Genomic DNA, 23,898 nt, shown 5'->3' with positions numbered 1-23,898 from the left:
CTGTGCAGGGATGGGCACAGACTGCTCTCGCGTTTGTTCGCTGCCAGGCTCTCAGCAGACTACTTCAACGGCATGTAGATATCCGTGAGAAGATCGGTAGGCGCCGTGTCCTGGGGACTGTTAAGATAATCCTCGAAACCTGGTATGTCGGCGGCTTCCCGGCCTGACTGGGTCAACCAGGTCCCGTAAAACCAGTTGTAGGCTGCGGATATGCCCGCGTAAGGCCCTTTGTGGCGCAGCACGGCATACTCACCGCCTTTGATATCCGTGTATTCAAGCGGAGCCGGGAGCTCTGGTTTCGAGGCGAGAACCGCGCCTGCGCGTGAGCGCAGCTCGGCCTCCGGAACCGCGCTGGGGTCATCGTAGTAGATGCCGACCATCCGCTGGGTGTCGTTCATCAGATCGTTCGAGACCAACCAGCTGAAGACGCTCTCGAAGGCCTTGCCGACCTCCATGTAGGATCCGGTGTGTTTGATGGTTGCGGCCCTCATGTCGGGGACGGTTTTGAGTTCGATGTCGTACATGGCATCAGTCCTTTCCGGCGTTGCATTGGTAAACCGTGCGTGGCTGCCGTTTTTCCGGTACTGGGCCGGCGGCATGCCGTAAACGGCTTTGAAAATGCGCGTGAAGGACTGAAGGTTCGGATAGCCGCTGCGCTGCGCAATCTCCTCAATCGGCATATCACTGTAGACCAGATAGCCCACCGAGCGATGCAAACGCAGGCGCTTCACCGTTGCCGTGACTGTCTCGCCCTTTACGGCGTGATAAACGCGGTGCCAGTGATAAGGCGACATACAGGCGACATCGGCCAGTTTCTGGAGGTCGATCTCCTCGTCGAGGTGATCGTAGATATAGGCGATAACGCGGTCGAGCCGCTCTTCGTAGTTGCCTCGTGATGCCACGGGATCTCCTGTCTTCAGTCTCTCAACGTGCGGAAGGGACATAACCACAAGTCGATTTGACAAATCTTGCGGACTTGAAACTGTGGCTTAAGGTCCGTTGCGGCAAGGCCCGTTGCAGGAAGTTGTGGGCGGCAATATCATGCCCGGCAAGCTCTTAAGTTTCCATCAGGATTCCGGCCATGACTGACCGTGACGCGCTTACCCGGCACTACGACCACGGCGACTTGCTGGGTTCCATTGAGCGTGGAATTGAGATCCTGGGAAAAACACCCGAGAGCGTGACGCTCGACGATCTCGCCGCTGTTGACGAATTTCACATCGGAGGCCGGCAGGCTTCGATTGCGTTTCTCGACCAGATGGGGCTTGCGGCTGGTCAGCGGCTTCTCGACATCGGATGCGGCCTTGGCGGACCCGCGCGCTTCGTGGCGGACCACTACGACTGCCTTGTCACCGGTATCGATCTGACTGCGGAGTATATCGAAGCCGGCCGGGTTCTGTGCGATTGGACAGGGCTGGCGGACAAGGTCTCTCTTCGGCAATGCAGCGCGCTTGATATGCCCCTGGCAGATGCGAGCTTTGATCATGCCTACATGATGCATGTCGGGATGAACATCGAGGATAAAGCGGGACTCTGTTCCGAGATCCACCGGCTGTTGCGCCCGGGCGGCTGTTTCGGGATTTTCGATGTCATGCGCATCGGTCCCGGAGATTTGATTTTCCCAGTTCCCTGGTCCTCGCTCGCTGAAACCAGCTTTGTGCGCAGCGCGGAAGCATACAAGACTGCCTTGCAGGCGGCGGGGTTTACCGTGACGACCGAGCGCAATCGCCGGGACTTCGCGCTGTCCTTTTTCGAAAGGCAAAAAGCAAAGGCGGCCGCCGCTGGTGGGCCGCCGCCTCTCAGTCTTCATCTTGTGATGGGTGAGAGGACCAGCGAAAAGCTTGGCAATCTGGTTGCCAATATTATCGCCAATCGCGTCGCGCCCATCGAGATTATCGCACGAAAAGCGCCTTGATTAACCGGCGGGCGCCGTATCCTCGGCGTGGCGGTCGTTCTGGGCTTTCGAGACTTTGCGGGTCCAAAGCGTATCCAGAGAGAGCAGGCCCGGCCCGCGAATGACGAGGTAGATCAGCAGAAAGACCCAAAGGCTGCGCTGGTCGACGATGACCGAGTCGGAGAAACGATCGAAAAGTGCGCCGGTGGTTTTCTCGTCGACGCCATGAAAAGCAATATCCACGAAGCTCTGCACGGCGACGAACCCGATCATGCCCAGGGCTGCCAGGCGGGTGAAAAGTCCCACTACGATCAGGATCGGCAGAATGAACTCGCTGTAGGTCCCCGCCGCGACGATGATGTCGTAGGGAAAGAAGGGCACCTGCGATGCGTCATAGTCAAAGCGTTCAACCACCGAGGGGAGAATCTGGAAGTAGGCGTTGTCCGTAATCGTGAAAAAGCCGAAGACGCCGTCTCCAACTTTCGTCAGCGCGGAGTTGAAGAGATAGACAAAGAGGACGCCCGCGAACACGAAGCGGGCGGCAAGACCCAGAAACCAGTCTTCAAGGGTGCTTTGGACCTTCTCGAAAACGAGATTGTACGTTCCGGCAAGTCGGGAAATCATGGCGCGGGATCCTTCCGTGCGGTTTTATTGTTTGCTGTTGCGAAGTTCGACGGCGCACACCGCGCCGAGACCGAAAAGCCCCTCAAGATGATGGGCGAGATTAAAGTTTTCCGTGGTTTGCGTTGCCTGTTCGGCGGCTTCACCCAGAGAGGCGCCACCTTGCAGAGCTCTCAGGAAGCCGTAACCGCCTGACGGCAGGCAGCGGACATCGACGTCGTATTCCGGCCGGATCACGATGACGTCTTCGCCCGTGTCCAGGTTTACATCCTGAGCAGACTGTTGTTCCGAGCTGGCGGCCCAGAGCGAGAAGACCGGCCAGCGCGACGTCAGCAGGGTCAGCGATGGATGAAGCTGAAATTCTGCCCCGCCAAGCTGCTCGGGAGGCAGGGTCGAGAGATGCGTGAGTGCAATCGCAGCGCGGTCTTGCGCGTGATATGCCGTCAGCCGGGCGAATTCGAGCCTCGCGACATCGCCGAGATAGGGGACGGAGGCAGCCGGTGGAAAGGCGTCGAGGAAACTGCCGAAGGTTTCGCCGTATTGAAACATCAGCGGCGAGCGCGGCGGTTCATGATCGATATAGGCGCGCGCGGTCGCTTTAAAGAACTCTTCGCCGACCAGACGTTCGACGACCGGGAAGCTGCTTCTTAAGGCTTCAATCAGGCTGACAACGACATTGTTGCGGTAGACGTTGAAGCGTCTGTTCGGCCGCATCCCGGCGGGCGCGGCCAGTGACTCCGGTGCTGCCGCCGACGGCGTGCGCAGGCTGGCGATAAAGCCCGATTGAAGTTCAGCGAGCGACATGTTGCTGCTCCGGCGGATCCTGCAACAGGATCGCGTCCGCGGCCTGCGCCTCGGCAAAGAGCTCCTGCCAGCTTGGAAGCTCATTGTCCCACTCGATAAGGGTCGGCAGGTTGCCGCTGCGCCCAATCACACGCGCATAGAGCATCCAAACCGGATCAGCGACGGCACGGTCATGCGCATCTATCAGCAGGGGCGCGCCTGCATCGTCCTGGTCCCTGGCGTGGCCGCCGAGGTGGATTTCGCCGACCCGCTCAATCGGGAATGCATCCAGGTAGTCTTCTGGAGAATAGCCGTGATTGGTGGCCGAAACAAAAACGTTGTTCACGTCGAGAAGCAGCCCGCAGCCGGTCCGTTCCGAGAGGCTGCGCAGGAATTCGATCTCGCTCATGCTGCTGTCTTCAAAGGTGACATAAGTCGATGGGTTTTCGAGCAGCATTTGCCTGCCCAGTGTCTCCTGGACCTGGTCGATGTGATCCGCGCAGCGTGCCAGGGCTTCCTGCGTATAGGGCACGGGCAGCAGATCATTGAAAAAAAATTCGTCGTGGGTCGACCAGGCCAGATGCTCGCTGAAAAGGCCGGGTTGATAACGCTCGTTCAGGCGCTTCAGACGGATCAGGTGATCCTGGTCAAGCGGTTTGTCAGCGCCGATCGACAGGCCGACACCGTGCAGGGAGAGAGGATAGTCCCGTCGGATCGCCTCGAGATAACGGTGCGGCGGACCGCCGGCACCCATGTAATTTTCCGCATGAATTTCAAACCAGCCGATATCGGGATGCTGCTCCAGAATTGGGGTGTAGTGGGCAGCTTTCAGTCCGACCCCCGCGCGTGGGGGAACGGCAGAAGATGTCTTGGCCGGAGTATCCATCGTGGTCCTCCGAAGAGAGAGCTGTGGTGAGAGGGGGAGGGAAGAGGACCGGTAAATCACCGGCCCTCTCTCCTGGTTTTCAGGCCTGTATCTCAGGCCTGTTTCAGCCGTGCCCCGGGATCAGCCGGTCGGCAGATCGCGCTTGAGGGCCTCGAGAGAACCCTGGCGCTCACCGGGAAGTTCAAACTTGGCTTCCTGCGACTCGACACCGTACTTCACGCAATCACCCTTGGGGACCAGTGTCCAGGCGTTGCCCTGATAGTCGATGGTCGAGGTCCCTGCGCAGGTCGTGCCCGGACCCGCAGCACAGTCGTTCTGGCCCGCGAGCGAAATGCCGTAGCATTTCTCTTTGCCTGCGGCAGCAGCGGGTGCGGAGATCGAGGCGGAGAGGGCAACCGCAACCGCGCCTGCGACCATGGTTGACGTCATGACTTTGGTTTTTGCACTCATTTCACTTCATCCGTTTTCTGTTAGTGGAAGAAAGGGGTGACTCAAGCTTACTTGCTTGTCGGGCTTAGCTGCCTTTTGGGGCAGTCGTCGAATAGGTTCCGTCGTTGGCGCTGATCGATTTCCAGCTCTTGGAGGAAGCTTCCTGACCTTCAAGTGTGGTCCACTTGGTGCCGGCGGAGGAGATGTGGCCTTTGATGTCTTCCTCCCAGAAACCAACAACGTTTGGTGTGATATTCAGGAACAGCTTGCCGTCGACAATGCGCCAGAGGTTCGGGTTGCCCGGAACCTTACCGCCTTGCGCGATACCATATGCACAGTGGCCGTCGAACTGGGGTGCGTACTTGGCGGGGTCCGCCAGGAATTTATCGCGGTTCTCCTCGGACGAGAAGGCCCACTTCGAACCGTTGTAGTCCGCGGTGATGCTGGCTTTACCCGGAATTGCCTCAGGCTGTTTCTGGCCGACAGGAGCCTGCTCAAGGGAGAAGTAGGCGACCGGATCGTAACCGCTCAACGCGTATTTCGACTCATCGACGTATTGCTCTCCGGCGAATGCGGAACCTGCTGCCATGACAGCAAAGGCGGACGAAAGCATCAGGGAACGAAACATGTAATCCTCCAGAAAGTTAGAGCCGTAATTGATAATAACTTGTGGTGCAGACTTGGCGACATCCTTAACACGGGTCAACGCACGTGGCGGACACATAGCCGTGAAGACAGCGCTTAAATCTGTTCACAAAACCGTGGGTTTGCTGTGATGAGAGGTGCGGTGACAGAAAAAACCGATCCCGCTTGGTTTTTATTCACTATCACAGGGATTGCGACGTTTTTTCGACGGCTTCTCGTGGCTCATAACTGTTGCAGATCGTAGTCTGTAGAATTTTTAAATAAAACGTAAATAAATACAATATTTTAATTAACTTATTGTAAAAATAATGAATTTGACCCTGTATATCTACTGTATTAAGCTTGAAATTAAGCGCAATTGGTGGAAGTTTGCTGGGAAAAATTTGCCGGTTTTTGCGGGTGAGAGGCAAAAAATTCCTAGCTCAACCCGGCAGATTCTGCCCACATCAAATACGTGTACGTCTAAAGCGCTGAAACAAAAGCAAAAATTATTTTCCCAGACAAAGCATTTTTTGGCATCAAATTTGCGACGGCCAACCTGGAGTCATAAGCTTGCAAGCAAAGCTATGGCGCTGAGGTGACCAAGTAGGTGATCTCATTAGGGCCTCTCCAGGACGGAGGGGTTTCTAGCTTCAAGTAGAAGGATTTTAGCATGCCTGTAGTTGCTGCACGTGTCGCCGTTGACGCGGCCAAACAACCCATAAGTCACACTGCCGCTACGGCGTCATCTTCCGCTGGTATACCTGCCAGCGGCACGCAAATTGTGCGGGTTTCCGCCTCGGCTTTAGCCCGGGCCAACCAGATGCCGCGGCTATCCCTGCGAATTCTTCAATAGATGGTTGAGGGGCCGGTCAAGCTTAACCAGCCTGCCCCTTCTGTTTTTTAACCCAGTGAAGGATGTCGTGAAAATGGTCGACACCTCAATAAACCCGACGGGTCAGAAAAATACCGCTCCCGCGTCTGTTGCACCGGCGGCGGTTCCCAAAATTGCAGCCGCGCAACCGGCGGCCGGCACGGCGGACGCGCGCGCTGAAAGTGGCGGTGCGTCGAAAGCCGCGGCGGTCGCAGATTCCGCTGCCAAGCAGCCTGCTTCCCAGCCGGCAGCGCCGCTCGTGTCAAAGGTTTCCGGACTTGCCACTTATCGTGATTCCGAGTCCGGTCGCTTGGTCGTGCAGATCTTCGACCAGAAGCGGGGCGATGTGATTCTGGAGTTTCCGACGGAAAACATGTTGCGGGCCTATCCCACGTCGTCCTCGCAACCGGCAATTGACCGTGTGATCGAGACGAAGGCGTAGAATCTTCAAAAATTTAACGAATTTTAGGGATTTAGAGGGATAGTTACGCCGTAAAGGAGTAGGTTATGGCACTCGCAGGCACGCAAGGCTCACTATCGCTGTCGAACGGCAGACCCGTTCTGAGCGGTTCATTCTCAGGTCTCGATACGGCGGCCGTCGTTGATGCTCTGGTCCAGGCCAAGAGCTTTCCGATTGTCCGGCTGAACCAGAGGATCGAAGAGAGCGACATCAAGTCGGCAGCTTATTCGAATTTACAGGCCCTGGTCGAAAACCTGCGGGTTGCTGCAGACGGCCTCCGAAACCCGCCTGGTCTGAACGGTGCGCTCGCCAATGTGTTTGAGCAGAAATCAGCCTTCCTGACCAGTAGCCTTGGTCCCGGTGGAACCGGCACACCATCGCCCGCGACCGATCTCATGGGCGTCACAGCAGCGAACACCGCTGTCGCAGGCATCTACGAATTCGAGATTATCAATATCGCGGCAGCCCATAAGATCACTGGTGGAACGCTCGCGGATAATACAACGGGCATCGGTGTCGCGGACACGCTGACGATCGGTCTCGACGGCGGCGACACGGTGGATATCAATGTCACCGCAGATATGAACCTTGATAGCCTTGTGGCGGCTATCAATTCCCAGTCAGACACCACAGGTATCCGGGCATCCGCGTTGAAGATTGCCGACGGCGATTTCCGGATTGTCATGACGGCCGAAGAAACCAACAAGACCATTACCATGAGTGCCGCCGGCGGCAACGCACTCCTTAATACCCTCGGAATTTCAGCTGATAATGGAGCCACCTTTGATAACGTCATCGAGGAGCCCCGGCCTTCAGAAATCAAAATCGACGGTATTGCGGATCCCATCACGCGGGATACGAACGAAATCAGCGATGCGATTACCGGTTTGACCATTGATGTCTATAAGGCAGAACCAGGCACCATAGTTCAGGTTGAAGTCGATCAGGACCTGACGGCCGTCAGTCAACGCATCACGGATTTTGTGACGGCCTACAACGAATTGCGCGCCTTTTCGCTCTCTCAGCAGCAGGTTTCGACCGACGGTGAAGTCTCTGCAGACTCCATACTGTTCGGTGACAACACCCTGCGCAGCCTCGACGGCGCACTTGGGAACAACATATCCGGTTTTACCGACAATCTCCCCGCTGGCGCATTGTCGACCCTGCGCGATATCGGCATCGAGCTCGACAGCAATAACTATCTGACGATCGATAGCGCCGTCTTCGATTCTGCGTTGGTCAGTAATCTGGGCGAAGTCAGAGATCTCTTTGAATACGGCTTTACCGCTGATTCTCCCAATGTTGCCGTCATCGCCCGCTCGAGCGCAATCTCGGTCGGCGATTTCGAGCTCAACATTGATGGCACCGATGCCAGTGGCGTTCCGACGGGAGTCAGTGTGACCGGTTTCGGCAACGTGTTCGATATCGACGGCGCGCGCTTGATCGGCAAGGAAGGCACAGCCTTCGCGGGCATGACCCTGGCATATTCCGGAGCAGCCTCGGCCGGCCCGGAATCGATCCAGATCTCGACCAGTTTGGGATTCGCGGAAAAGATCTATCAGACGGCCGACGCTTACGCTAAGCCCAATGGTGGCATCATCGCTGAGGACATCAGCAATCTGGGTGCTCAGAAAGAAGACTATACGGCTGAGATTGCGAAAATCGAAACCCGCATGGTCACATACCGTGCGTTCCTGATGGACAAATTTTCCAAGATGGAACAGGCCGTTGCCTTCGCCGAGAATCAGACCAATCAGTTAAAAGCCTTTATCCAGCAGGATAGATAACACGCCAGGGAGGTGTGAGAGTATGAGCTATCATTCGCAGGCAAACTCTGCCTACGCCGCGGCCTCGAATACCGTGTCGCCCTTGCAGGCAGTTGTTATGCTCTATGATGGCATGATCCGATCAGTTAACGCCGCCAGGATGGCGATCGAAGAGGATCGGATCGAGGACCGCTTCAACGCCACAAAAAAGGCTTCGCAGATTCTCCTCGGCTTGCAGGCCAATCTGGATTTTGAGAAGGGCGGGGATATCTCGCCTATGCTGAGCCAGTTTTACGATACGATGTTCAGGCGGTTTCAGGACATCAATTCTTCAAATTCGATCGAGATCTGCGATGAGGTCGTCCGAAGCTTGAGCAACGTTCGCAAGAGCTGGCACGAACTCGCAACCAAGCCGAACGGCTCTCAGGTTTCGGTCGCAGATGCGATTCAGGAAGCCGGCGGCAGCATCGGGCTTTCCGCTTAATCCGCAGGGCGATCTTACCCTCATTTGTGATCCGCGTGTCCCTCGGGTGCTCGGGTTCGCGATCGATACGCCATCGTTCCGACATTAAAAACGCCGCCCGAGAGAGCGGCGGTTTTCTTGTGAGAGTGGTGTTGAGCGAAAGTCGCACCATCTGTCCCTCGCGGGACGCTGTGCGAACAGAAGACGCAAGGCGCGGCCCGTTCAGAGCATATGGCGTACGTCGTAGCGATCGTTGCGAAAGATATGCTGCCAGGCCTGCCTTGAAGCTGAGTCGATCAAAAGCGGAGCACGCAGGTTCACAGACTGTTTGAGACCTTCCGGGGTGCGGTGGAAGGTTGTGAGCAGCAGGGTAGCCCCACCTTTCGGATCGATGGAGAGCGTGTCGAAGGCTGCGGCAATGTCTTGCTCTTCGATCAGTTTCATGCTCGCGTCGTAAGGGCGAACCACAAATGTAAGTTCGGCTGTCTCAATCGATTGCAGGAGCAGGAGAGGGGCCAGTTTTTCATTTGGAATCGCCGTGATTCCGAAATCCCGGTAATCGCTGAAGCCCAAGAGACCTTTGGGCATCGTGATGCAGAGATTGCGGTCGAACTCGAACACGCCGAAGCGCGATTCGACAGTGACGAGATCGGCGTCGCCAGTCATGGACGAAGAGTTTGCCATGCCTACCAAAATACTTGGCTCCTCAGAGTAAACGGCTTGCGAAAAGGCATTCATGTCTTGTTGTGCTCACTAGATTAGACGGTCGTGGTTAAGGAAAGGTGTTCGCTAGTGCTTTTGTTTTATTGCCAAATTGCTAGAGCATGCTCTAGTTCAGGAAGTTAATCAGAGTTAATGACGAAAGCCGCGAAAGTGTGAGATACGAACCTTGCAAGGTGAGCTCGTCCATGGAGAGCTGGGTCGTTGCAGCTGCGATATCAGTGTCTTCCAATCCCGATACGATATTCTCGGCATAGGTCTTGAAATTCTCGTGGCCTTCCTTGGTCTTTTCGAGCACCAGAGAGTTTGCGCCGATCTGACCGCGAAGATCTGCGAGGCCGTCGACGGCTGATTTCATGAGCGTGTAGGCTTCTTCAAGCACATCGGTGTCGAGGTTGGCCCCGGCGTAATCCATATAGGCGAGGGCACGCAGCATTTCTTCGAAGGCCGGGTTGTCCCCGGTAATGCCGTAATCCGTTTCAAAGGCCTCGTCGGCGCGCACGGAGAGCTGCGTCTGATCGCCATTGTAATAGTCGAAATCGGCCGTAAAGACGCCCGGTAGACCGGCCGCCGGTGTGTAGGCAGGGTCATTGAGGTCGACCGGCGGTGCGTCGGTCAGCGACCCGGCGAAAAGATGGCGCCCTTCGTGCTCGGTGTTGATGAGCGCGGCTGCTTCTTCCAAAAATGTTGCCGAGAAAGACTCGAGCGGCAGGTCATCGATGTTCGAACCGCTGAGCCCCTGGCTCATAATGCCCAGTACTTCCGTGGCCCGGGTCACCATGGTTGCGATCGAGCTTTCCATGATGTTCAGACGGGCGATGACCTGGTCGATGTTCTGCGTGAACTTCTCGGTCATCTGGATGTCGCGCTCGAGACTGACCAGTTGATTGGCGTCGCGCGGGATCTCGGAGTACTGCTGTGCCACCTTACCGCTCGCGATCTGAATCTGCGTACGCGCCGCATCCGATTGAGTCGAGAGCGTGTAGGAGAGCGTGAGCTGGTGCTGGGCGTAGTTTGCAACCCTAAACATAATGCGTTCCTTAGTTGCCGAGGCTTAGAAGTGTGTCGAACATTTCATTGGCGGTCTGAACGATCCTTGCCGAGGCCTGATAGGCATTTTGAAAAATGACCATGTTCGACAGTTCCTCATCCACGTTCACACCCGATTCCGAAAGGACCCGTGTCGTGATGTCCTGGTGCAGGAAAGTCTGGTACTCGGCATCGGATTCAGCCGCTGAAGTGATGGCGGAATTGTAGGAAAGAATCGTACCCGCATAACCCGAGAGGGATGTGGTCAAACCCGGGGGGCCGTTCGCAATACTTGCGAAGACAAAATTCTCGCCGAATATGTCCGCGATTTCCTGCGCAACTTCATTGTTTCCGTTACCCAGAACCAGGTCGGGTGACGTCCCGGAGATCCGGCCGCGCGACAGGAATTCGGGACTGTCCACCAGATCGCTGCGCACTCTGATGGTTCTTGAGATACCGGTCTGGTCGCCTTGCAGCTCCATCGCCGTAACCCCGCCGGCAAGCTGAGGCGTTTCATAGAGATTGTTAAGCCCGAAGAAATTGGAGAGGCCGAAGAAGGTATCGGGCGTCGCATCTCCATCGGCATCGAAATCGATCTGGGCATCACCGGCCTCTGTTGCGGGACCGTTGTCGAGAAAGGCCAGCCGATGGCCTGGCGCCAGCTTGATTTCCATCTGGTTGTCGGCGGTCCACTGGGCTGAACCGAGACCGCCTAAGAAGGTGTCGATGTCGTTGCGGATCGCGTCCGGTGTCGTTGCGCCGGCTGAAATGGTACCCGGCGCGCCCACGGCGTTGCCGTCCGCGTCCAGGATCACCATGGTCACATCACTGCCCAGCGTGAGGGCTTGGGCGGTATTTGTGAAGGCTCTCGTGCCCAGCATGGCGGCAGGATCTGCAGCACCGGTGCCTTGACCAAAAGGCGTGTTGGCGCCGCGGTTATGAGCGCGATTGAGCTGATCCCGCGTGCTGGCAGCTAGCTGGTCGATCTGGGCGGTCAGCGAGGGCAGGGTGACATCACGCATCTCGAAGAGGGCGTTGAGGCGTCCCGACAAGATCTGGCTGGTAATATCATTGGCAGGGGTCAGAACACCGCCGGCATTGAGATGCACACCGCTTAGATTTGTTGGATAGCTCTGTGTTGCCGTGATGAGCGTCGACTGGCTGTGCTCCAACACGCTAGCGTTCGGGCCGCTGACAATCTGTGACCCGCCGCCCGTCAGGACCGTCATCTCACCGTCTGTGTTGACGAAATGCTGGACGTCCATGTAATCGGCGACCTTCTTCAAGGCGGCATCACGCGCGTCCTCCAGGTCACCGGTGGGCTGCTCCAGGGAGAGGGCTTGCGGCATTTTCGAGTTGATCTCGGCAATAATTTCCAGCTGCTGGTTGATGATTGTGACCGCATTGTTGATTTCGATGTCGGCCTGCAACCGCATATCCTCGATGTTCTCTTGCATCTGGTTGAAACGCTGCGCGACAGAAATCGCCTGATTGACCGCGGTGAACTGATGAGCAGAAATTTCCGGACTGACGGCAACATCTTCAAACGCTGTTGCGAGTGCGGTGAGCGAGTTGCCCAATGCGTTGTTGTCGCCGACCGAGCCGAACAGGGTTTGTGTTCTGTTCAAATACTCAGTGGTGACGTTGGCGTAGCCGAGAACCGTGGTGTTGGCGATCAGGTCGCGCTGCAGGAATTCGTTGACCTGACGATTGATGCCGGAGACCTCAACACCTGCACCGATATTGGCCAGTGTACGGGTCTGCTGTTGAAGAACTTTGCGCGAATACTCGGGTGTATTGACGTTCGCAATGTTGTTCGAGATGACCGTCAGGGCCGACTGGTTGACCTGCAGTCCGCTGAGCGCGTTATTCAGTGCGAGGTTCAGTGACATTTGACGGAGCTCTTAGTTGTTTCTGATCATCGTCAGAGGAGAGAAGGCTTCTGGTTGGCGCAAAGCCCTAAAGGAGGTCAGAGTTCTTGATTGACCCGAAGGGATACCGCACCGGTTGCCTCCTGCCTGCCCTGCTTGGAATAACCGATATGACTGTTTTGTGCGGTCTGGACGGCAGTTGTGATGACTTTCACCAGCTTTTCGTTGGTTGTCTGAGCCGCCCGGATCGCTGCTTCGTTCTCGCGCATCGTCTCGGTCATGCGGCCGACGACGTCCCGCAGTTCTTCGCGCAGTCTCTCGTCGAGGCGCTCCGTCGCGAATTTGTCCTCACGCAGTGCGGCGGTCTCATCCTCATAGGCGCTGATCAGTTCCAGCTTCTGGCCCTGCAGGACACCGAACTCCTGGATCTGCATCGCGCGTAGCAGTTCGATCTCCCGGCTCATAAGGCTCGTCAGGTCACGCACAACGTTAATGACCGAATGGATCGAGTTTTTGTCGTGAGGAACCTCGGAATAGTCCTGGCGAACATCGGTGATCTGGGCGTCTGCAATTTGAGCATCTGTGATATGGGGGATTGCGGCTTGCATCACTATGCGACCTCTTGAAGTTGGAGAATCTCACGCTGGACGGCGTCGGAGATGCCGATACCACCGGACTTGGCAATCGATTTGCCGTATTCCTGAACCAGCATGGAACGGAAGATCTTCTCACCGGGACCACCGCCAAACGGACCTTCGGTTTCAAGGCTGTCAAAGATCGGGCCCAGCATCTGCGCCAGAAACACCGCTTCGAAGTCCTCGGCTGCCTGTTTGGCGTAGGCGATTTTCTGCTCGGAGGGTCCGCCTTTGCTTTGAGTGGCGTTGCTTAGGTTGCGGACGTCGGCAGCGGCTTTTTGGACGCTGGCGTTACCCGCAGCGTTGGAAAAGAGGGCGTTGTACTGGTTCAGGTTGTCCATTACATCACCTCGATTTCAGCCTGCAGTGCGCCGGCGGCTTTGATCGACTGCAGGATCGTAATCATGTCCCGTGGACCGACACCCAGCGCATTCAACCCGTTGACCATCTCCTGAAGACTGATCCCCGAGGGCAGGACGGCCAGGCGGCGGTCTGCGTCTTCGTCGACTTCGATGGTGGTGCGGTCGACCACTTCGGTATCGCCGGTGTTGGCAAAGGCGTTCGGCTGACTGACCTGGGGCGTTTCCGTGACTCTGATGGTCAGGTTCCCCTGGGCGATGGCAACGGTGCTGATCCGGACGTTTTCGCCCATGACAATGACACCCGAGCGCTCGTCAATCAGCACCCGTGCAACCTGATCCGTCGTCACCCGGAGTTGTTCGATATCCGTCAGCATGGCGACCGCGTCGCCGTCGTAGCTGTCGGGGACGGCCACCTGAACCGTCGCCGGATCGAGTGAGCGCGCGGCCGGGGCCTTCAGGAAAGTGTTGATCGTGCTTGCAATCCGCCGTGCTGTGGTGAGATCAGGGTTGCGGAGCGCGACCTTGACGCTGCGCAGCTTGCTCAGTTCGAAATCCAGTTCCCGCTCGATGATGGCGCCGTTGGCGATCCGTCCCACGGTGGGCACGCCGCGTGTGATCGTCTCAGCGTTACCGCCTGCGGAGAAACCGGCAATTGCCACAGCACCCTGGGCGACGGCGTAGACTTCGCCGTCTGCAGCCAGCAAGGGAGTGACCAGCAGAGTTCCACCGAGCAGACTCTCTGAATCCCCGATTGCCGATACGGTCACATCGAGACGGGTGCCCTGGCGGGAGAAGGGTGGAAGGTCCGCGGTAATCATGACCGCAGCAACGTTATCGGTATCCAAGGCCGCATCCCGGGCGTTCACCCCCAGGCGCTCAAGCATGCCAATCAGGCTCTCGCGGGTGAAGACCGCACTCCCCAGATCATCGCCCGTTCCATTCAGGCCCACGACCAGGCCGTAGCCAACCAGCATGTTTTCCCGGATGCCCTCGAAGTCAGCAATATCCTTGATCCGATGCTGCATCTGAGCGGCGGCGGGACCGGCGATGCAGAGAAGCAATACCGAGACGACAAGCCGTTTGGCCGTCAGCCGGGCTGTTTTCGCTGCTGTTGCGATCGTGCCGCTGTAGAATTTCTGGACCTGCTGAAACATTCAAATCTCTCGGTTCTGGTTCATGTCCTGGCCGATGCAGTGGGGCCGGACGTCTGACCCCATGCGAATCTCATGCCAAAAACTGAAGTGGCTGCTTTTCTCAGGAAACCCGCTGGCTTCCGCCCGGTGTGCCCGGCTCAGGCCTACCTGTTTTTCACTCCACCGGTAATTCGTGACCAGCGGGCGGGTAAAAATTTCCCCATTAACACAATAAGTTAACTGCTTCTTAACGATAAAAGGTCAGCTTGGCAGTGGTATTTGATCGAGCGGTAAGCAATGAAAATAGGTCACGTATCCTCTCCGAGGACGTCAGCGACAAAACGCAGCGAGCGCAGCGGGTCCGCAAAAGCAGGCGGCTTCGCGCAGGCACTCGGCTCCGGGAAGTCCGCTCCGGCGGGGCTCGAGAGTGCAGCGCCTTTGGGCGCACTTGACGCCCTGGTTGCGCTTCAGGAAGTGGACGACCCCACGACGGGCCGTGCAAAGGCGCAGCAACGCGGCGAAGACCTTCTGGACCGTCTGGATCAGTTGCGGATGGGGCTTTTGCTGGGGCGCGTCTCGGTCAGCGAGCTGGAGCGCTTGTCGACTCTGGTCAATCGCGAAACCGCCGCGACCGCCGATCCGCGACTCAGAGAGATCTTGAGTGAGATCGAGCTTCGGGCCGCAGTCGAGCTGGCTAAACTCGGCCAATAAGCCGGCGCGCGTCGTTCACAGACGGAAAACATGAACGTACCATGAACATTTGAGTCTGTTTAACCGCCACTTCGGGACCTCAATGGGCGGAATTTGGACAAATGTCCGTTATTCCGCACCGAAGTTGCTTCAGAAGCTTGTCGCGGGCAGCAAATTTCATATACTCCGCGGCGCTGCAATTTGACCATGTGTGGGACCAGGAATGACGATACCATTGCCGCACGACTATCGTCCTGCTGATGACGAGAGTTTTATGAATCCGCTTATGCTGGAGTATTTCCGGCAGAAGCTGTTGAGTTGGAAAGACGAACTTCTCAGGGAATCCAGTGAAACCCTGCAGAATTTGCAACAGGATAACGTTCCGGAAGCCGATGTTGCGGATCGGGCCTCGACCGAGACGGATCGGGCGCTTGAGCTCAGAACACGGGACCGGGAACGCAAGCTCATCGCCAAGATCGATGAAGCGCTTGAGCGAATCGAGACAGGTAACTTCGGATATTGTGAGGAAACCGGCGAACCCATCAGTCTGGGCCGTCTGGAAGCCCGGCCGATTGCGACCCTCTCGATCGAAGCTCAGGAACTGCATGAGCGTCTGGAACGGACACATCGGGACGACTGACGCTCATCAAAGCAGGCACATTTGCTTCGCCTGCGTGATTTGAATGCAAGGCTGGCCGCCTAAGTGAGCGGCCAGCTTTTTTTTTTCGACTTTCGGAGCTTTTGTGGCGGTTAGGCTCAGAACGGCCAGATGATGTCGAAGACCTGTTGACCGTAGCGTGGCTGCTGGACATCGGAGATCTGGCCACGGCCGCCATAGGCAATGCGGGCCTCGGCGATCTGGTCATAATTGATCTGGTTGGTGGAGGTAATGTCCTCGGGGCGGATCAAACCGGCGACCTGCAGTTCGCGAACTTCGTAGTTGACTCGCACTTCCTGACGTCCGGCAACCACCAGATTTCCATTGGGGAGCACCTGGGTGACCAGAGCGGCGACACGCAGATTAATCGATTCGTCGCGGGCGACGGCGCCGGCCCCTTCAGAACTGCTGGTACTGTCCAGATCGACCAGGTCGGTAGCGTCCACAGCAGAGGGCAGAATACTTGCCAGGCTGGCTTCGTAGCCCAGAAAGGATGTCGCTGACGCGTCTTCGGCATTGGTCCGGCTGCGGTTGGTTCTGTTCGAGATCGCTGCCGAATCATTGATTTCGATGATCACCGTGAGGATGTCACCGACTTCAGTGGCCCGCTGATCCTTCAGGAAGGCCCGCGATCCAGGCCGCCAGAGAGAGCTCGGCGAGCGCTCGACCTCGACAGGTGCAGGCATCGGCAGGCTGATCTCCTCTACGCCCGAGGCGATACTGGCCGGGTTTTCGATGGTCGAAAGAGCGGGAGCGCTGCCGACTTCCGAGAGCCGGTTGATCATGTTGCAGGCGCTGAGGCTGACACCGACCAGGGAGACGGCGAGCGCTTTTTTGAACAGCGACAGAGTTGGATTGTGATGCTTGGACATTCTCAATCCCTCCTTCAATTAATGACGACGTTGTTGGTAAGGGCGGCTCGGACGGTACCCCGGCCAACGACTTCCGCAGAGATAATGCTGTTGGATTTCGTGTTCATGACCTGGATGGCCTCGCCCATGGTGCCGGCTTCCAGGGCGCGGCCCTGCGCGGTAAGGACCATCCGCTCGGTTTCCAGACGTATGGTGACCAGGCTGTTCTTGGTGATAACCTGGGGTGTCCGAAGCTCACTTGCCTTGATCACCACACCCGCGCCGATCGGGCGCCGGGCGCTTTTGCCGACGATCGAGTCGCTGTCCATGAGCGCGTTGCGCATCAGACGGTCGGCGCGGTGGCTGATCCAATCCAGGTCGTCAGTGCGGATAACTTCTCCCGCGTCTATACGGCGGCGCAGGACCGGCACGTCGACAACCCGGATCGCACGTCCGCGCAGGGTCGCTTTGGCCACTGGAACGCCCTCGGCCGGCGCCGCGACCTGAGCGGTAAAGCGCCCGCTTGTGGCGTCGAAGGATAGGTTCGTGACCGCAACACCGTCGCCCTGTTCGCGCGGCAGGAGCAACTGAACCGACGGGGTGTCGAATTCCAGCATTGCGTTTTGCTGCATGCCCTCGTCAAACAGGGCTTCCTCGACACGGGCCTTGATTTGCTGCGGTGGTATGATGGTGACCGCGCGCTGAATGATCGCTTTGTCGAGGCGCGAGTTCGCGCGCCAGGGCAGGGCGTACTTCTGTGCCACCGCGGTCAGCCAGCGCACACCGACGGGGACCTTTTTGCCCAGTGCCGGGGTGCGGGCAATCGCAGTCTCTGATTTTTCGCCCAGTCCGCTGAAGATATCGCCCAGCCTGACGATGTCACCCTCGACGACCACGTCGCGGTTCAGGGTGATGATGCCATCGCCGGTTTCCGGGGTATTACTTCCCTTGCTTTCGGCCGCGGCGAGCGGTGCAAGAAGGCCGAGAGCCAGAAACACCAGGCCGGCCAGCGAGATCCTGCGCATGATCAAACTCCTCTTAACTTAGCGAAGGTTGGAGACGCTTTGCATCATCTCGTCGGAGGACTGGATGACCTTCGAGTTCATCTCGTAAGCACGCTGCGCGGTGATCAGGTTGGTGATCTCGGCAACAACATTGACGTTCGAGGTCTCCAGAGCTCCTTGAAGAAGGGAGCCGGTTCCGGTCGAAGTCGGAGTGGCCACGCTTGCCTGACCCGAGGCCGCGGTTTGCAGGAACATATTGTCTCCGATCGCATCCAGGCCGGCGGGGTTGGGGAAGGTGGCCAGCTCGATGTTTCCAACCACCTGCGGCGCGACCTGACCATCAATATCGACAGAGACCTCGCCGCTGGCGTTGATGGAGATCGATGTCGCGTTGATGGGGATCGTGATGCCGGGCTGAATGACGTAGCCGTCCGGTGTCACGATGTCGCCGTCGGGAGAAAGCTGAAACGCGCCCGCACGGGTGTAGCCGGTTTCACCGGACGGCAGTTCGATGGTGAAATAGCCCTCGCCATTGATCGCAACGTCCAGGGGATTGTCGGTGATGGAGATATTGCCCTGTTCGGTGATCCGGTAAACGGCGGCGGGTTTGACACCCAGGCCAACCTGAACACCCGTCGGCACAATCGTGCCGGTGTCCGACGAGGTGGAACCGACCCGGCGCAGGTTCTGATAGAGCAGATCGTTGAACTCTGCACGCTGGCGTTTGAAACCGGTGGTGTTCATGTTCGCGATGTTGTTCGAGATGACTTCGACATTGAGCTGCTGTGCCAGCATGCCCGTAGCGCCAATGTTCAATGATCTCATGAGTTTATTCCTCTACTTCTACTGCTGTGACGAAGCCAGAACCTGGATCGCCCGGCGTTGGCGCTCGTGTTCCTGATCGACGAGTTTGCTTGTGGAGCTATAGCTGCGGACGGTTGTGATCATCTTCGTCATCTCGACGATGCCCTGGACGTTCGAGCCTTCGATCATGCCCTGGGCGACCTCGGCGCCTTCGGCGACCTGAGGCTCCTGTTCTCCCCGAGCGAAAAGGCTGTTCGATTGCTTTTCGAGCTCTTGCTCGTTTTCGAAGCCGACGATTTGAATGCGGCCGATTAGTGTCTCACCGGCTGAAATGCTGCCGTCTCGGGTGATGGAGATGTGCGGTTCGTTCGGCGGAATGGTGATGGCGTTGCCGTCGATGCCCAGCACGGGATCGCCCTGCGTGGTGACGATCTGGCCGTCCTGGTTCAACTGAAAGGTGCCGTTGCGGGTGTAGCGTTCACCGTCGGGCGTCTCGACAACGAAGTAGCCGTCTCCGTTGATGGCAAGATCGAGCGGATTGTCGGTTTTGGTCATGGGGCCGGCGTTGAGGTTCCGCAGGAGCGCAAGGTCCTGTACCAGGCTGACCCGATCGTTGTTGGCGGTCTTTTTGAGATGCTCGACAAACATCATGTCCTCGCCCTTGAAGGCCGGGGTGGTCATGTTCGCCATGTTATTGGCAATGATGTCCATCTGGCGCCGCAGCACCGACTGGCGGGAGAGAGCTATGTAACCGGTATTTTCCATCGCAGACCGTCCGAATTTTTGCTCGTGTTTCCAGCAGCGCGTTACCGGTCACACATGATCGCACTGGTCTTTGCACGACCCGTGCCAAAAGCAGTCTTCATGAAAAACCCCGGAAAACAGCCGGTTGGCGTGGGGAGACAACGCCTGGCTTCGCCCTTGCGGCAGGGCTTGCCGGGTAGTTCTTGCCCCGGCTTGCAGGATTAACGCTCTCTCTACGGCGGGCCCCGATTTCAACGACTTTTTAACCATCAGAGCGTAGGCTTACCGCCAGTTAAGTTTATGAAAACCAAAGAGTCCTGCGTATATGTCCGATCAAGCGGTATCTGAAGACGTCGGCGAAGAGTTTGAGGTCGAAGCGCGCCAGAAGGGTGGCATGAATGGGAAGAAGCTCGTTCTGTTTATCGTTCTGCCGATCCTTCTATTGGGTATCGGAGGCGCAGGCGTTTATTTCTCGGGGCTTGCCGACTCCTTCCTGGGAAAGGAAGAGGAAGCCGCTGAAGAGGTGGTGGAAGAAATTCCGGTCGGACCAGCTGTTTTCTATGACCTTCCGGAAATGCTGATCAACCTGACTTCCGGTGAGCGCCGCGCCAACTTCCTGAAAATCTCCGTTAGTCTGGAGCTGGAATCTGAGGCCGATGTTGCCACGATTGAAGCAGTTCTGCCGAGAATCCGCGACAATTTTCAGGTCTATCTCCGCGAGCTGAGGATCGAGGATCTTCAGGGGTCCGCCGGTCTGCAGCGCCTCCGTGAGGAACTCCTGCTCCGGGTGAACGCGGCGGCGCGACCTGCAGTGATACAGGATGTGCTGTTCAAAGAAATGCTTGTGCAGTGACGGTTGACGTAAATGGCTGAAGAAACAGAAACCGAAACCGAAGAAGTCGATCAGGATGCAATGATGGCCGAGTGGGAGGCCATGGCGGATGACGACGAAGAGGGCGGCGGCGAAGCTGAAGGTGACGGCGATGAGATGGGGGGTGCCGCCGGTTCCACCCGGGTTCTCGATCAAAGTGAAATCGACAGTCTGTTGGGGGTCGATACCTCCGCGGACGACGATGTTGCGCAGTCCGGCATCCAGGCAATCCTCAACTCCGCGTTGGTGTCCTACGAGCGGTTGCCGATGCTCGAGGTCGTCTTTGATCGCCTTGTGCGGATGATGTCGACGTCTCTGCGTAACTTTACCTCCGATAACGTTGAAGTCAGCCTGGACAACATCACCTCGGCCCGCTTTGGCGATTATCTGAACTCAATTCCCCTGCCGGCGATGCTCTCGGTCTTCAAGGCCGAGGAGTGGGACAATTTCGGTCTCATGACCGTCGATTCCGCCCTGATTTATTCGATCGTCGACGTGTTGCTTGGTGGGCGCAGGGGAACCGCGGCGATGCGGATTGAGGGTCGGCCATATACAACTATCGAGAGAAACCTCGTCGAGCGGATGGTTCATGTTGTGCTGGCGGATCTTTCCAGCGCCTTCGACCCGCTTTCACCGGTGAATTTCCGCTTTGAGCGCCTCGAGACCAACCCGCGTTTCGCGACGATCGCACGCCATGCCAACGCAACCATCGTCATCACCTTGCGGGTCGATATGGAAGACCGGGGTGGCCGGATCGAACTCCTGATCCCTTACGCAACTCTGGAGCCGGTTCGTGAACTGCTGCTGCAGATGTTCATGGGCGAAAAGTTCGGACGGGATTCCATCTGGGAAGGCCACCTGACGGCGGAACTCTGGCAGACCGACGTTCCCATCCAGGCCGTCCTGGAGCAGGTCGAGCTGCCCCTGGGTGAGATTATGAACTGGGAAGTCGGGAGCCATCTCGAGCTCTCCACCACACCGGCCTCCGCAATCGAGATGCGGTGCGGGGATGTGCCGATGTTCCAGGGGAACATGGGGCGCAAAAACGGCAGCATTGCCGTCCGCGTGGTTAACAAGCTGGCGCGGGAGAGTGAAGCGTCGTGAGCACAGGGTTTGATTTCACTTTGATAGTAGATCTGATTGTGGCGGGCCTTTTGGTCGCGACCATCGTTTATGCAGCAATCCTCGACCGGAAACTGGGCGCTCTTCGCAAGTCGAAAGACGAGATGGAGAGCTTGATCAAAGACTTCGCTGATTCAACACTCAAAGCCGAGGAGGGCTTGGCGGAGTTGCGCTCTCACGCCGGCTCGAGCGGAAACGAGCTCCAAAAACAGGTCGAGGGCGCCGCTAAAATGCTGACCGATCTCAAGTTTCTGGTTGAGCGGGGCGAGACGCTTTCCAACCAGCTCGAAAGTGCTTCGGCTACGGCTCGTGACAGTCTGGGCGGCAGTGGTTTCGGCAGCACACGCGGGGGCGGCCGGAACGTCGTGTCGACGGGACAAAGAGATGCGGGCGCGCGACAGCTGCGCCCGAACTCTGACATGGGCGCTGGCCAGAGCTCCGCGGCACCCAAGGTTTCGCCCGGGATGCATGACGAAGATGCCGATCCCGATGTGCCGATTTCGGAGCGGCTGAACCTGTCATCCGAAAATCCAGGCGCACAGGCGTTGCTGAAGGCTTTGCAAAGAATGCGTTAATCCACCTGATGTAATCTCTCCATGGCGGGCTGACCGGCTCATTTAAGAGATATGCAATTCAGTCAGTTAACACTACTGGCAGATTAAAAGCTCTGACTATTCGGGCGGAACAAGAGCGAAGCCGCCCAGATCCAATAGGATCCCGTACGAGGAAGGTATCCATGCGACTTCGTTTGCTGCCATTTGTTATTCTTGCCGCCGCCGCCTTGTTCACGGTGAAGGTCGGCAATATTTGGCAGGGAATCTCCTCCGCAACCGCCGCAAAAACCGGATTTGAGCAGCTTGCCGCCAAACCGGCGGACGAAGAGGCGGATGAGGGCGCTGAAGCTGCCGGAGACGAGGCTGCCGAACCCGCTGCGGCAGGCGAGACAGTTGAAACGGCTGCCGTCGCGCAGGATGAGGACACAGCCGAGAGCGGCGACGTCCGGGCTGATTCGGCTGAAAGCAAACAGCCCCGCGATCCTTTCTCCCTGACCGACGAAGAAATCAACCTCTTGCAGTCCCTGTCCGAGCGCCGCGAGGAGATCGAACAGCGCGGACGGGCCCTTGATCAGCGTGAAGTCCTGCTGAAGGCCGCGGAGAGCCGGATCGACGAGAAAGTGGCGGAGCTGGAGGCGCTGCGTAAGTCGATCGAAGGACTGCTCGAGGAGCATGACGAGGAAACCGAGGCTCAAATGAAAAGCCTCGTGAGGATATATGAGGCGATGAAGCCCAAAGATGCGGCGCGCATCTTCGAACAGCTCGACCTGGCGGTGTTGCTGGACGTTATCGAGCGGATGAAAGAGCGCAAAACCGCGCCAATCCTAGCGAAAATGGATCCTGAGCGGGCAAAAACCATCACCTTGGAACTGGCCCAGCGCCGGACCCTGCCCATTGCCAAATAGTAAACCGAATTCAACGATTTGAGCGCCGTGCCGTTTACGCTGCGTTAATCGAATACCGTTAATGTTCAACAGGTTTTACGAGCCGGTTCAGTGGAATCGCTCTGAGGGGACCGCCGGTAATTAAAGGAGACTAATATGTCCGCTGTCGACATGAACATGCCGATTTTGATCGTCGATGATTACAAGACGATGCTTCGTATCATTCGTAATCTGCTGAAGCAGCTGGGTTTCAACAATGTTGATGAAGCCGCTGATGGCAGTGCCGCGCTGCAGAAACTGCGCGATAAGTCCTACGGTCTGGTGATTTCCGACTGGAACATGGAGCCCATGAGTGGTCTGCAGCTTCTCAAGGAATGCCGCACCGACAATCAGCTTCAGGCTCTGCCGTTCATCATGATCACCGCTGAGAGCAAAAGCGAGAACGTCGTTGCCGCCAAGCAGGCCGGTGTGAACAACTACATCGTCAAGCCGTTCAACGCCGCGACGCTGAAAAGCAAGCTGACCGCCGTCCTTGGTGCGTTTTAAGGATCAGACAGATGTCAATGCCGGCGGGCAAAGAGACCGCTGTGGATAATGCCACGGCGGTCGACATGGAAGCCGCTGAGGGGGATCTCTCAGCGGTGAACATGCGCCTCTTTGCTGAGGTCGAGTCGGTCGCCGAGTTCATTACAAACGCCAAAGCAGAGATCGCCTCGCTTCGAGCAGATGAAATCACCAGTGAGCATCTGCCAACCGCGACGGACGAACTGGCGGCGATCGTCGGCGCGACCGAGGCTGCGACCAATACCATACTGGGGTCGATGGAAGAGCTCGAAGCTTTGGCTGAGACCGTCGATCAGGAGGTTTCCGACAAAATCAACAATTCGGTGACCCAGGTCTACGAAGCATGTAGCTTTCAGGACATTACGGGACAACGGATTGGCACGGTCGTCAACGCCCTTCAACATGTCGAAAACAAGGTTACGGCCTTGCTGGCGGCATTTGGTGAAGAGTTCAAGGCTGCCGGTGTCGAACGCCCGGCCACGCCCAAGCGTGCCGACGGCAAAGCAGAGCGGCCGGATGAAGACCTTTGCAATGGTCCTCAACTGCCGGGAAATGAAATCAGTCAGGATGACATAGACGCCCTTATGGGCTTCGACTGATTC

At 57.4% G+C, this 23,898-nt stretch carries 27 protein-coding genes and 1 pseudogene; 12 read left to right on the top strand and 16 right to left on the bottom strand.

Annotated elements, in window-relative coordinates:
* Nucleotides 1-59: 59 nt before the first annotated feature.
* Nucleotides 60-902 (bottom strand): AraC family transcriptional regulator, encoded by an 843-nt coding sequence (locus FKG95_RS27050; RefSeq protein ID WP_246116915.1) that lies wholly within the window; start codon nucleotides 900-902, stop codon nucleotides 60-62.
* A 179-nt stretch (nucleotides 903-1,081) separates the two neighbouring features.
* Here FKG95_RS27050 and FKG95_RS27045 point away from each other — a divergent pair, with 179 nt between their 5' ends.
* Nucleotides 1,082-1,915, top strand: a complete 834-nt coding sequence (locus FKG95_RS27045) for a class I SAM-dependent methyltransferase (protein ID WP_142899587.1) — start codon at nucleotides 1,082-1,084, stop codon at nucleotides 1,913-1,915.
* Here the strand turns inward: FKG95_RS27045 and FKG95_RS27040 are convergent, their stop codons facing one another.
* The 5 genes and pseudogenes from FKG95_RS27040 to FKG95_RS27020 form a co-directional block, all read right to left on the bottom strand.
* A complete protein-coding gene (locus FKG95_RS27040; protein ID WP_142899586.1) occupies nucleotides 1,916-2,518 on the bottom strand; it encodes a DoxX family protein in 603 nt (200 codons plus the stop codon).
* A gap of 522 nt (nucleotides 2,519-3,040) precedes the next feature.
* A pseudogene (locus tag FKG95_RS30495) lies at nucleotides 3,041-3,319 on the bottom strand (HvfC/BufC N-terminal domain-containing protein); the annotation flags it as partial.
* A complete protein-coding gene (gene bufB, locus FKG95_RS27030; RefSeq protein ID WP_142899584.1) occupies nucleotides 3,306-4,184 on the bottom strand; it encodes an MNIO family bufferin maturase in 879 nt (292 codons plus the stop codon). The pseudogene FKG95_RS30495 and the gene bufB, both read right to left, overlap by 14 nt.
* A 120-nt stretch (nucleotides 4,185-4,304) precedes the next feature.
* A complete protein-coding gene (locus FKG95_RS27025) occupies nucleotides 4,305-4,634 on the bottom strand; it encodes a BufA1 family periplasmic bufferin-type metallophore (protein WP_142899583.1) in 330 nt (109 codons plus the stop codon).
* Between the two features lie 64 nt (nucleotides 4,635-4,698).
* On the bottom strand, nucleotides 4,699-5,241 hold the full coding sequence (locus tag FKG95_RS27020) for a YHS domain-containing (seleno)protein (RefSeq protein ID WP_218940388.1): 543 nt from the start codon (nucleotides 5,239-5,241) through the stop codon (nucleotides 4,699-4,701).
* Nucleotides 5,242-6,166: 925 nt separating this feature from the next.
* Here FKG95_RS27020 and FKG95_RS27015 point away from each other — a divergent pair.
* The 3 genes from FKG95_RS27015 (at nucleotide 6,167) to fliS (ending at nucleotide 8,821) form a co-directional block, all read left to right on the top strand.
* Nucleotides 6,167-6,553: a FlaG family protein gene (locus FKG95_RS27015; protein ID WP_142899582.1), complete on the top strand. Its 387-nt coding sequence runs from the start codon at nucleotides 6,167-6,169 to the stop codon at nucleotides 6,551-6,553.
* Nucleotides 6,554-6,618: 65 nt separating this feature from the next.
* Nucleotides 6,619-8,358 (top strand): flagellar filament capping protein FliD, encoded by a 1,740-nt coding sequence (gene fliD, locus FKG95_RS27010; RefSeq protein ID WP_142899581.1) that lies wholly within the window; start codon nucleotides 6,619-6,621, stop codon nucleotides 8,356-8,358.
* A gap of 22 nt (nucleotides 8,359-8,380) precedes the next feature.
* Nucleotides 8,381-8,821 carry a flagellar export chaperone FliS gene (gene fliS, locus FKG95_RS27005; protein ID WP_142899580.1) on the top strand — a complete coding sequence of 147 codons (441 nt, stop codon included), beginning with the start codon at nucleotides 8,381-8,383 and terminating at the stop codon, nucleotides 8,819-8,821.
* 201 nt (nucleotides 8,822-9,022) lie between these two features.
* Here the strand turns inward: fliS and fliW are convergent, their stop codons facing one another.
* The 6 genes from fliW to FKG95_RS26975 all read right to left on the bottom strand — a co-directional run bounded on the left by fliW (nucleotide 9,023) and on the right by FKG95_RS26975 (nucleotide 14,571).
* Nucleotides 9,023-9,538, bottom strand: coding sequence for a flagellar assembly protein FliW (fliW, locus tag FKG95_RS27000; protein WP_142899579.1), 516 nt, complete (start codon nucleotides 9,536-9,538; stop codon nucleotides 9,023-9,025).
* A gap of 91 nt (nucleotides 9,539-9,629) precedes the next feature.
* A complete protein-coding gene (locus tag FKG95_RS26995; RefSeq protein WP_142899578.1) occupies nucleotides 9,630-10,550 on the bottom strand; it encodes a flagellin in 921 nt (306 codons plus the stop codon).
* Nucleotides 10,551-10,560: 10 nt separating this feature from the next.
* Entirely contained in the window at nucleotides 10,561-12,441 is a 1,881-nt protein-coding gene (flgK, locus tag FKG95_RS26990; protein ID WP_142899577.1) for a flagellar hook-associated protein FlgK, read from the bottom strand.
* A gap of 77 nt (nucleotides 12,442-12,518) precedes the next feature.
* The gene (locus FKG95_RS26985; RefSeq protein WP_142899576.1) at nucleotides 12,519-13,031 is read right to left on the bottom strand and encodes a hypothetical protein; all 513 of its coding nucleotides are present in this window, start codon (nucleotides 13,029-13,031) and stop codon (nucleotides 12,519-12,521) included.
* Entirely contained in the window at nucleotides 13,031-13,396 is a 366-nt protein-coding gene (locus FKG95_RS26980; protein ID WP_142899575.1) for a rod-binding protein, read from the bottom strand. The genes FKG95_RS26985 and FKG95_RS26980 overlap by 1 nt, the downstream gene beginning before the upstream one ends.
* Complete coding sequence (locus FKG95_RS26975) at nucleotides 13,396-14,571, bottom strand: flagellar basal body P-ring protein FlgI (RefSeq protein ID WP_142899574.1); 1,176 nt, start codon at nucleotides 14,569-14,571, stop codon at nucleotides 13,396-13,398. The genes FKG95_RS26980 and FKG95_RS26975 overlap by 1 nt, the downstream gene beginning before the upstream one ends.
* 276 nt (nucleotides 14,572-14,847) lie before the next feature.
* Here FKG95_RS26975 and FKG95_RS26970 point away from each other — a divergent pair, with 276 nt between their 5' ends.
* A complete protein-coding gene (locus tag FKG95_RS26970; protein ID WP_142899573.1) occupies nucleotides 14,848-15,261 on the top strand; it encodes a flagellar assembly protein FliX in 414 nt (137 codons plus the stop codon).
* A gap of 202 nt (nucleotides 15,262-15,463) precedes the next feature.
* Nucleotides 15,464-15,880: an RNA polymerase-binding protein DksA gene (dksA, locus tag FKG95_RS26965; protein ID WP_142899572.1), complete on the top strand. Its 417-nt coding sequence runs from the start codon at nucleotides 15,464-15,466 to the stop codon at nucleotides 15,878-15,880.
* A 116-nt stretch (nucleotides 15,881-15,996) separates the two neighbouring features.
* Here the strand turns inward: dksA and flgH are convergent, their stop codons facing one another.
* The 4 genes from flgH to flgF are packed head-to-tail and all read right to left on the bottom strand — an operon-like array spanning nucleotide 15,997 to nucleotide 19,322.
* Complete coding sequence (gene flgH / locus FKG95_RS26960) at nucleotides 15,997-16,770, bottom strand: flagellar basal body L-ring protein FlgH (protein ID WP_142899571.1); 774 nt, start codon at nucleotides 16,768-16,770, stop codon at nucleotides 15,997-15,999.
* Nucleotides 16,771-16,784: 14 nt separating this feature from the next.
* The gene (gene flgA / locus FKG95_RS26955) at nucleotides 16,785-17,774 is read right to left on the bottom strand and encodes a flagellar basal body P-ring formation chaperone FlgA (RefSeq protein WP_142899570.1); all 990 of its coding nucleotides are present in this window, start codon (nucleotides 17,772-17,774) and stop codon (nucleotides 16,785-16,787) included.
* Between the two features lie 18 nt (nucleotides 17,775-17,792).
* Nucleotides 17,793-18,578 carry a flagellar basal-body rod protein FlgG gene (flgG, locus tag FKG95_RS26950; protein ID WP_142899569.1) on the bottom strand — a complete coding sequence of 262 codons (786 nt, stop codon included), beginning with the start codon at nucleotides 18,576-18,578 and terminating at the stop codon, nucleotides 17,793-17,795.
* A gap of 18 nt (nucleotides 18,579-18,596) precedes the next feature.
* On the bottom strand, nucleotides 18,597-19,322 hold the full coding sequence (gene flgF / locus FKG95_RS26945; RefSeq protein ID WP_142899568.1) for a flagellar basal-body rod protein FlgF: 726 nt from the start codon (nucleotides 19,320-19,322) through the stop codon (nucleotides 18,597-18,599).
* A 304-nt stretch (nucleotides 19,323-19,626) separates the two neighbouring features.
* Between flgF and FKG95_RS26940 the strand changes: the two genes are divergently transcribed.
* From FKG95_RS26940 to FKG95_RS26915, 6 genes are all read left to right on the top strand, one after another.
* Nucleotides 19,627-20,154 (top strand): flagellar basal body-associated FliL family protein, encoded by a 528-nt coding sequence (locus FKG95_RS26940; protein WP_142899567.1) that lies wholly within the window; start codon nucleotides 19,627-19,629, stop codon nucleotides 20,152-20,154.
* A gap of 12 nt (nucleotides 20,155-20,166) precedes the next feature.
* Nucleotides 20,167-21,276, top strand: coding sequence for a flagellar motor switch protein FliM (gene fliM, locus FKG95_RS26935; protein WP_142899566.1), 1,110 nt, complete (start codon nucleotides 20,167-20,169; stop codon nucleotides 21,274-21,276).
* Nucleotides 21,273-21,869 carry a DUF6468 domain-containing protein gene (locus FKG95_RS26930; protein WP_142899565.1) on the top strand — a complete coding sequence of 199 codons (597 nt, stop codon included), beginning with the start codon at nucleotides 21,273-21,275 and terminating at the stop codon, nucleotides 21,867-21,869. The genes fliM and FKG95_RS26930 overlap by 4 nt, the downstream gene beginning before the upstream one ends.
* A 161-nt stretch (nucleotides 21,870-22,030) precedes the next feature.
* On the top strand, nucleotides 22,031-22,753 hold the full coding sequence (locus FKG95_RS26925) for a MotE family protein (protein WP_142899564.1): 723 nt from the start codon (nucleotides 22,031-22,033) through the stop codon (nucleotides 22,751-22,753).
* A 135-nt stretch (nucleotides 22,754-22,888) separates the two neighbouring features.
* Nucleotides 22,889-23,278 (top strand): response regulator, encoded by a 390-nt coding sequence (locus FKG95_RS26920; protein WP_142899563.1) that lies wholly within the window; start codon nucleotides 22,889-22,891, stop codon nucleotides 23,276-23,278.
* An 11-nt stretch (nucleotides 23,279-23,289) separates the two neighbouring features.
* Nucleotides 23,290-23,895, top strand: coding sequence for a protein phosphatase CheZ (locus tag FKG95_RS26915; RefSeq protein WP_142899562.1), 606 nt, complete (start codon nucleotides 23,290-23,292; stop codon nucleotides 23,893-23,895).
* Nucleotides 23,896-23,898: the final 3 nt, after the last annotated feature.

The organism is Denitrobaculum tricleocarpae (assembly GCF_007004665.1).
Taxonomy (GTDB): domain Bacteria; phylum Pseudomonadota; class Alphaproteobacteria; order Kiloniellales; family Kiloniellaceae; genus Denitrobaculum; species Denitrobaculum tricleocarpae.
Note: the sequence above shows the minus strand (reverse complement) of the source record. Positions and strands in the feature narration are given on the sequence as shown.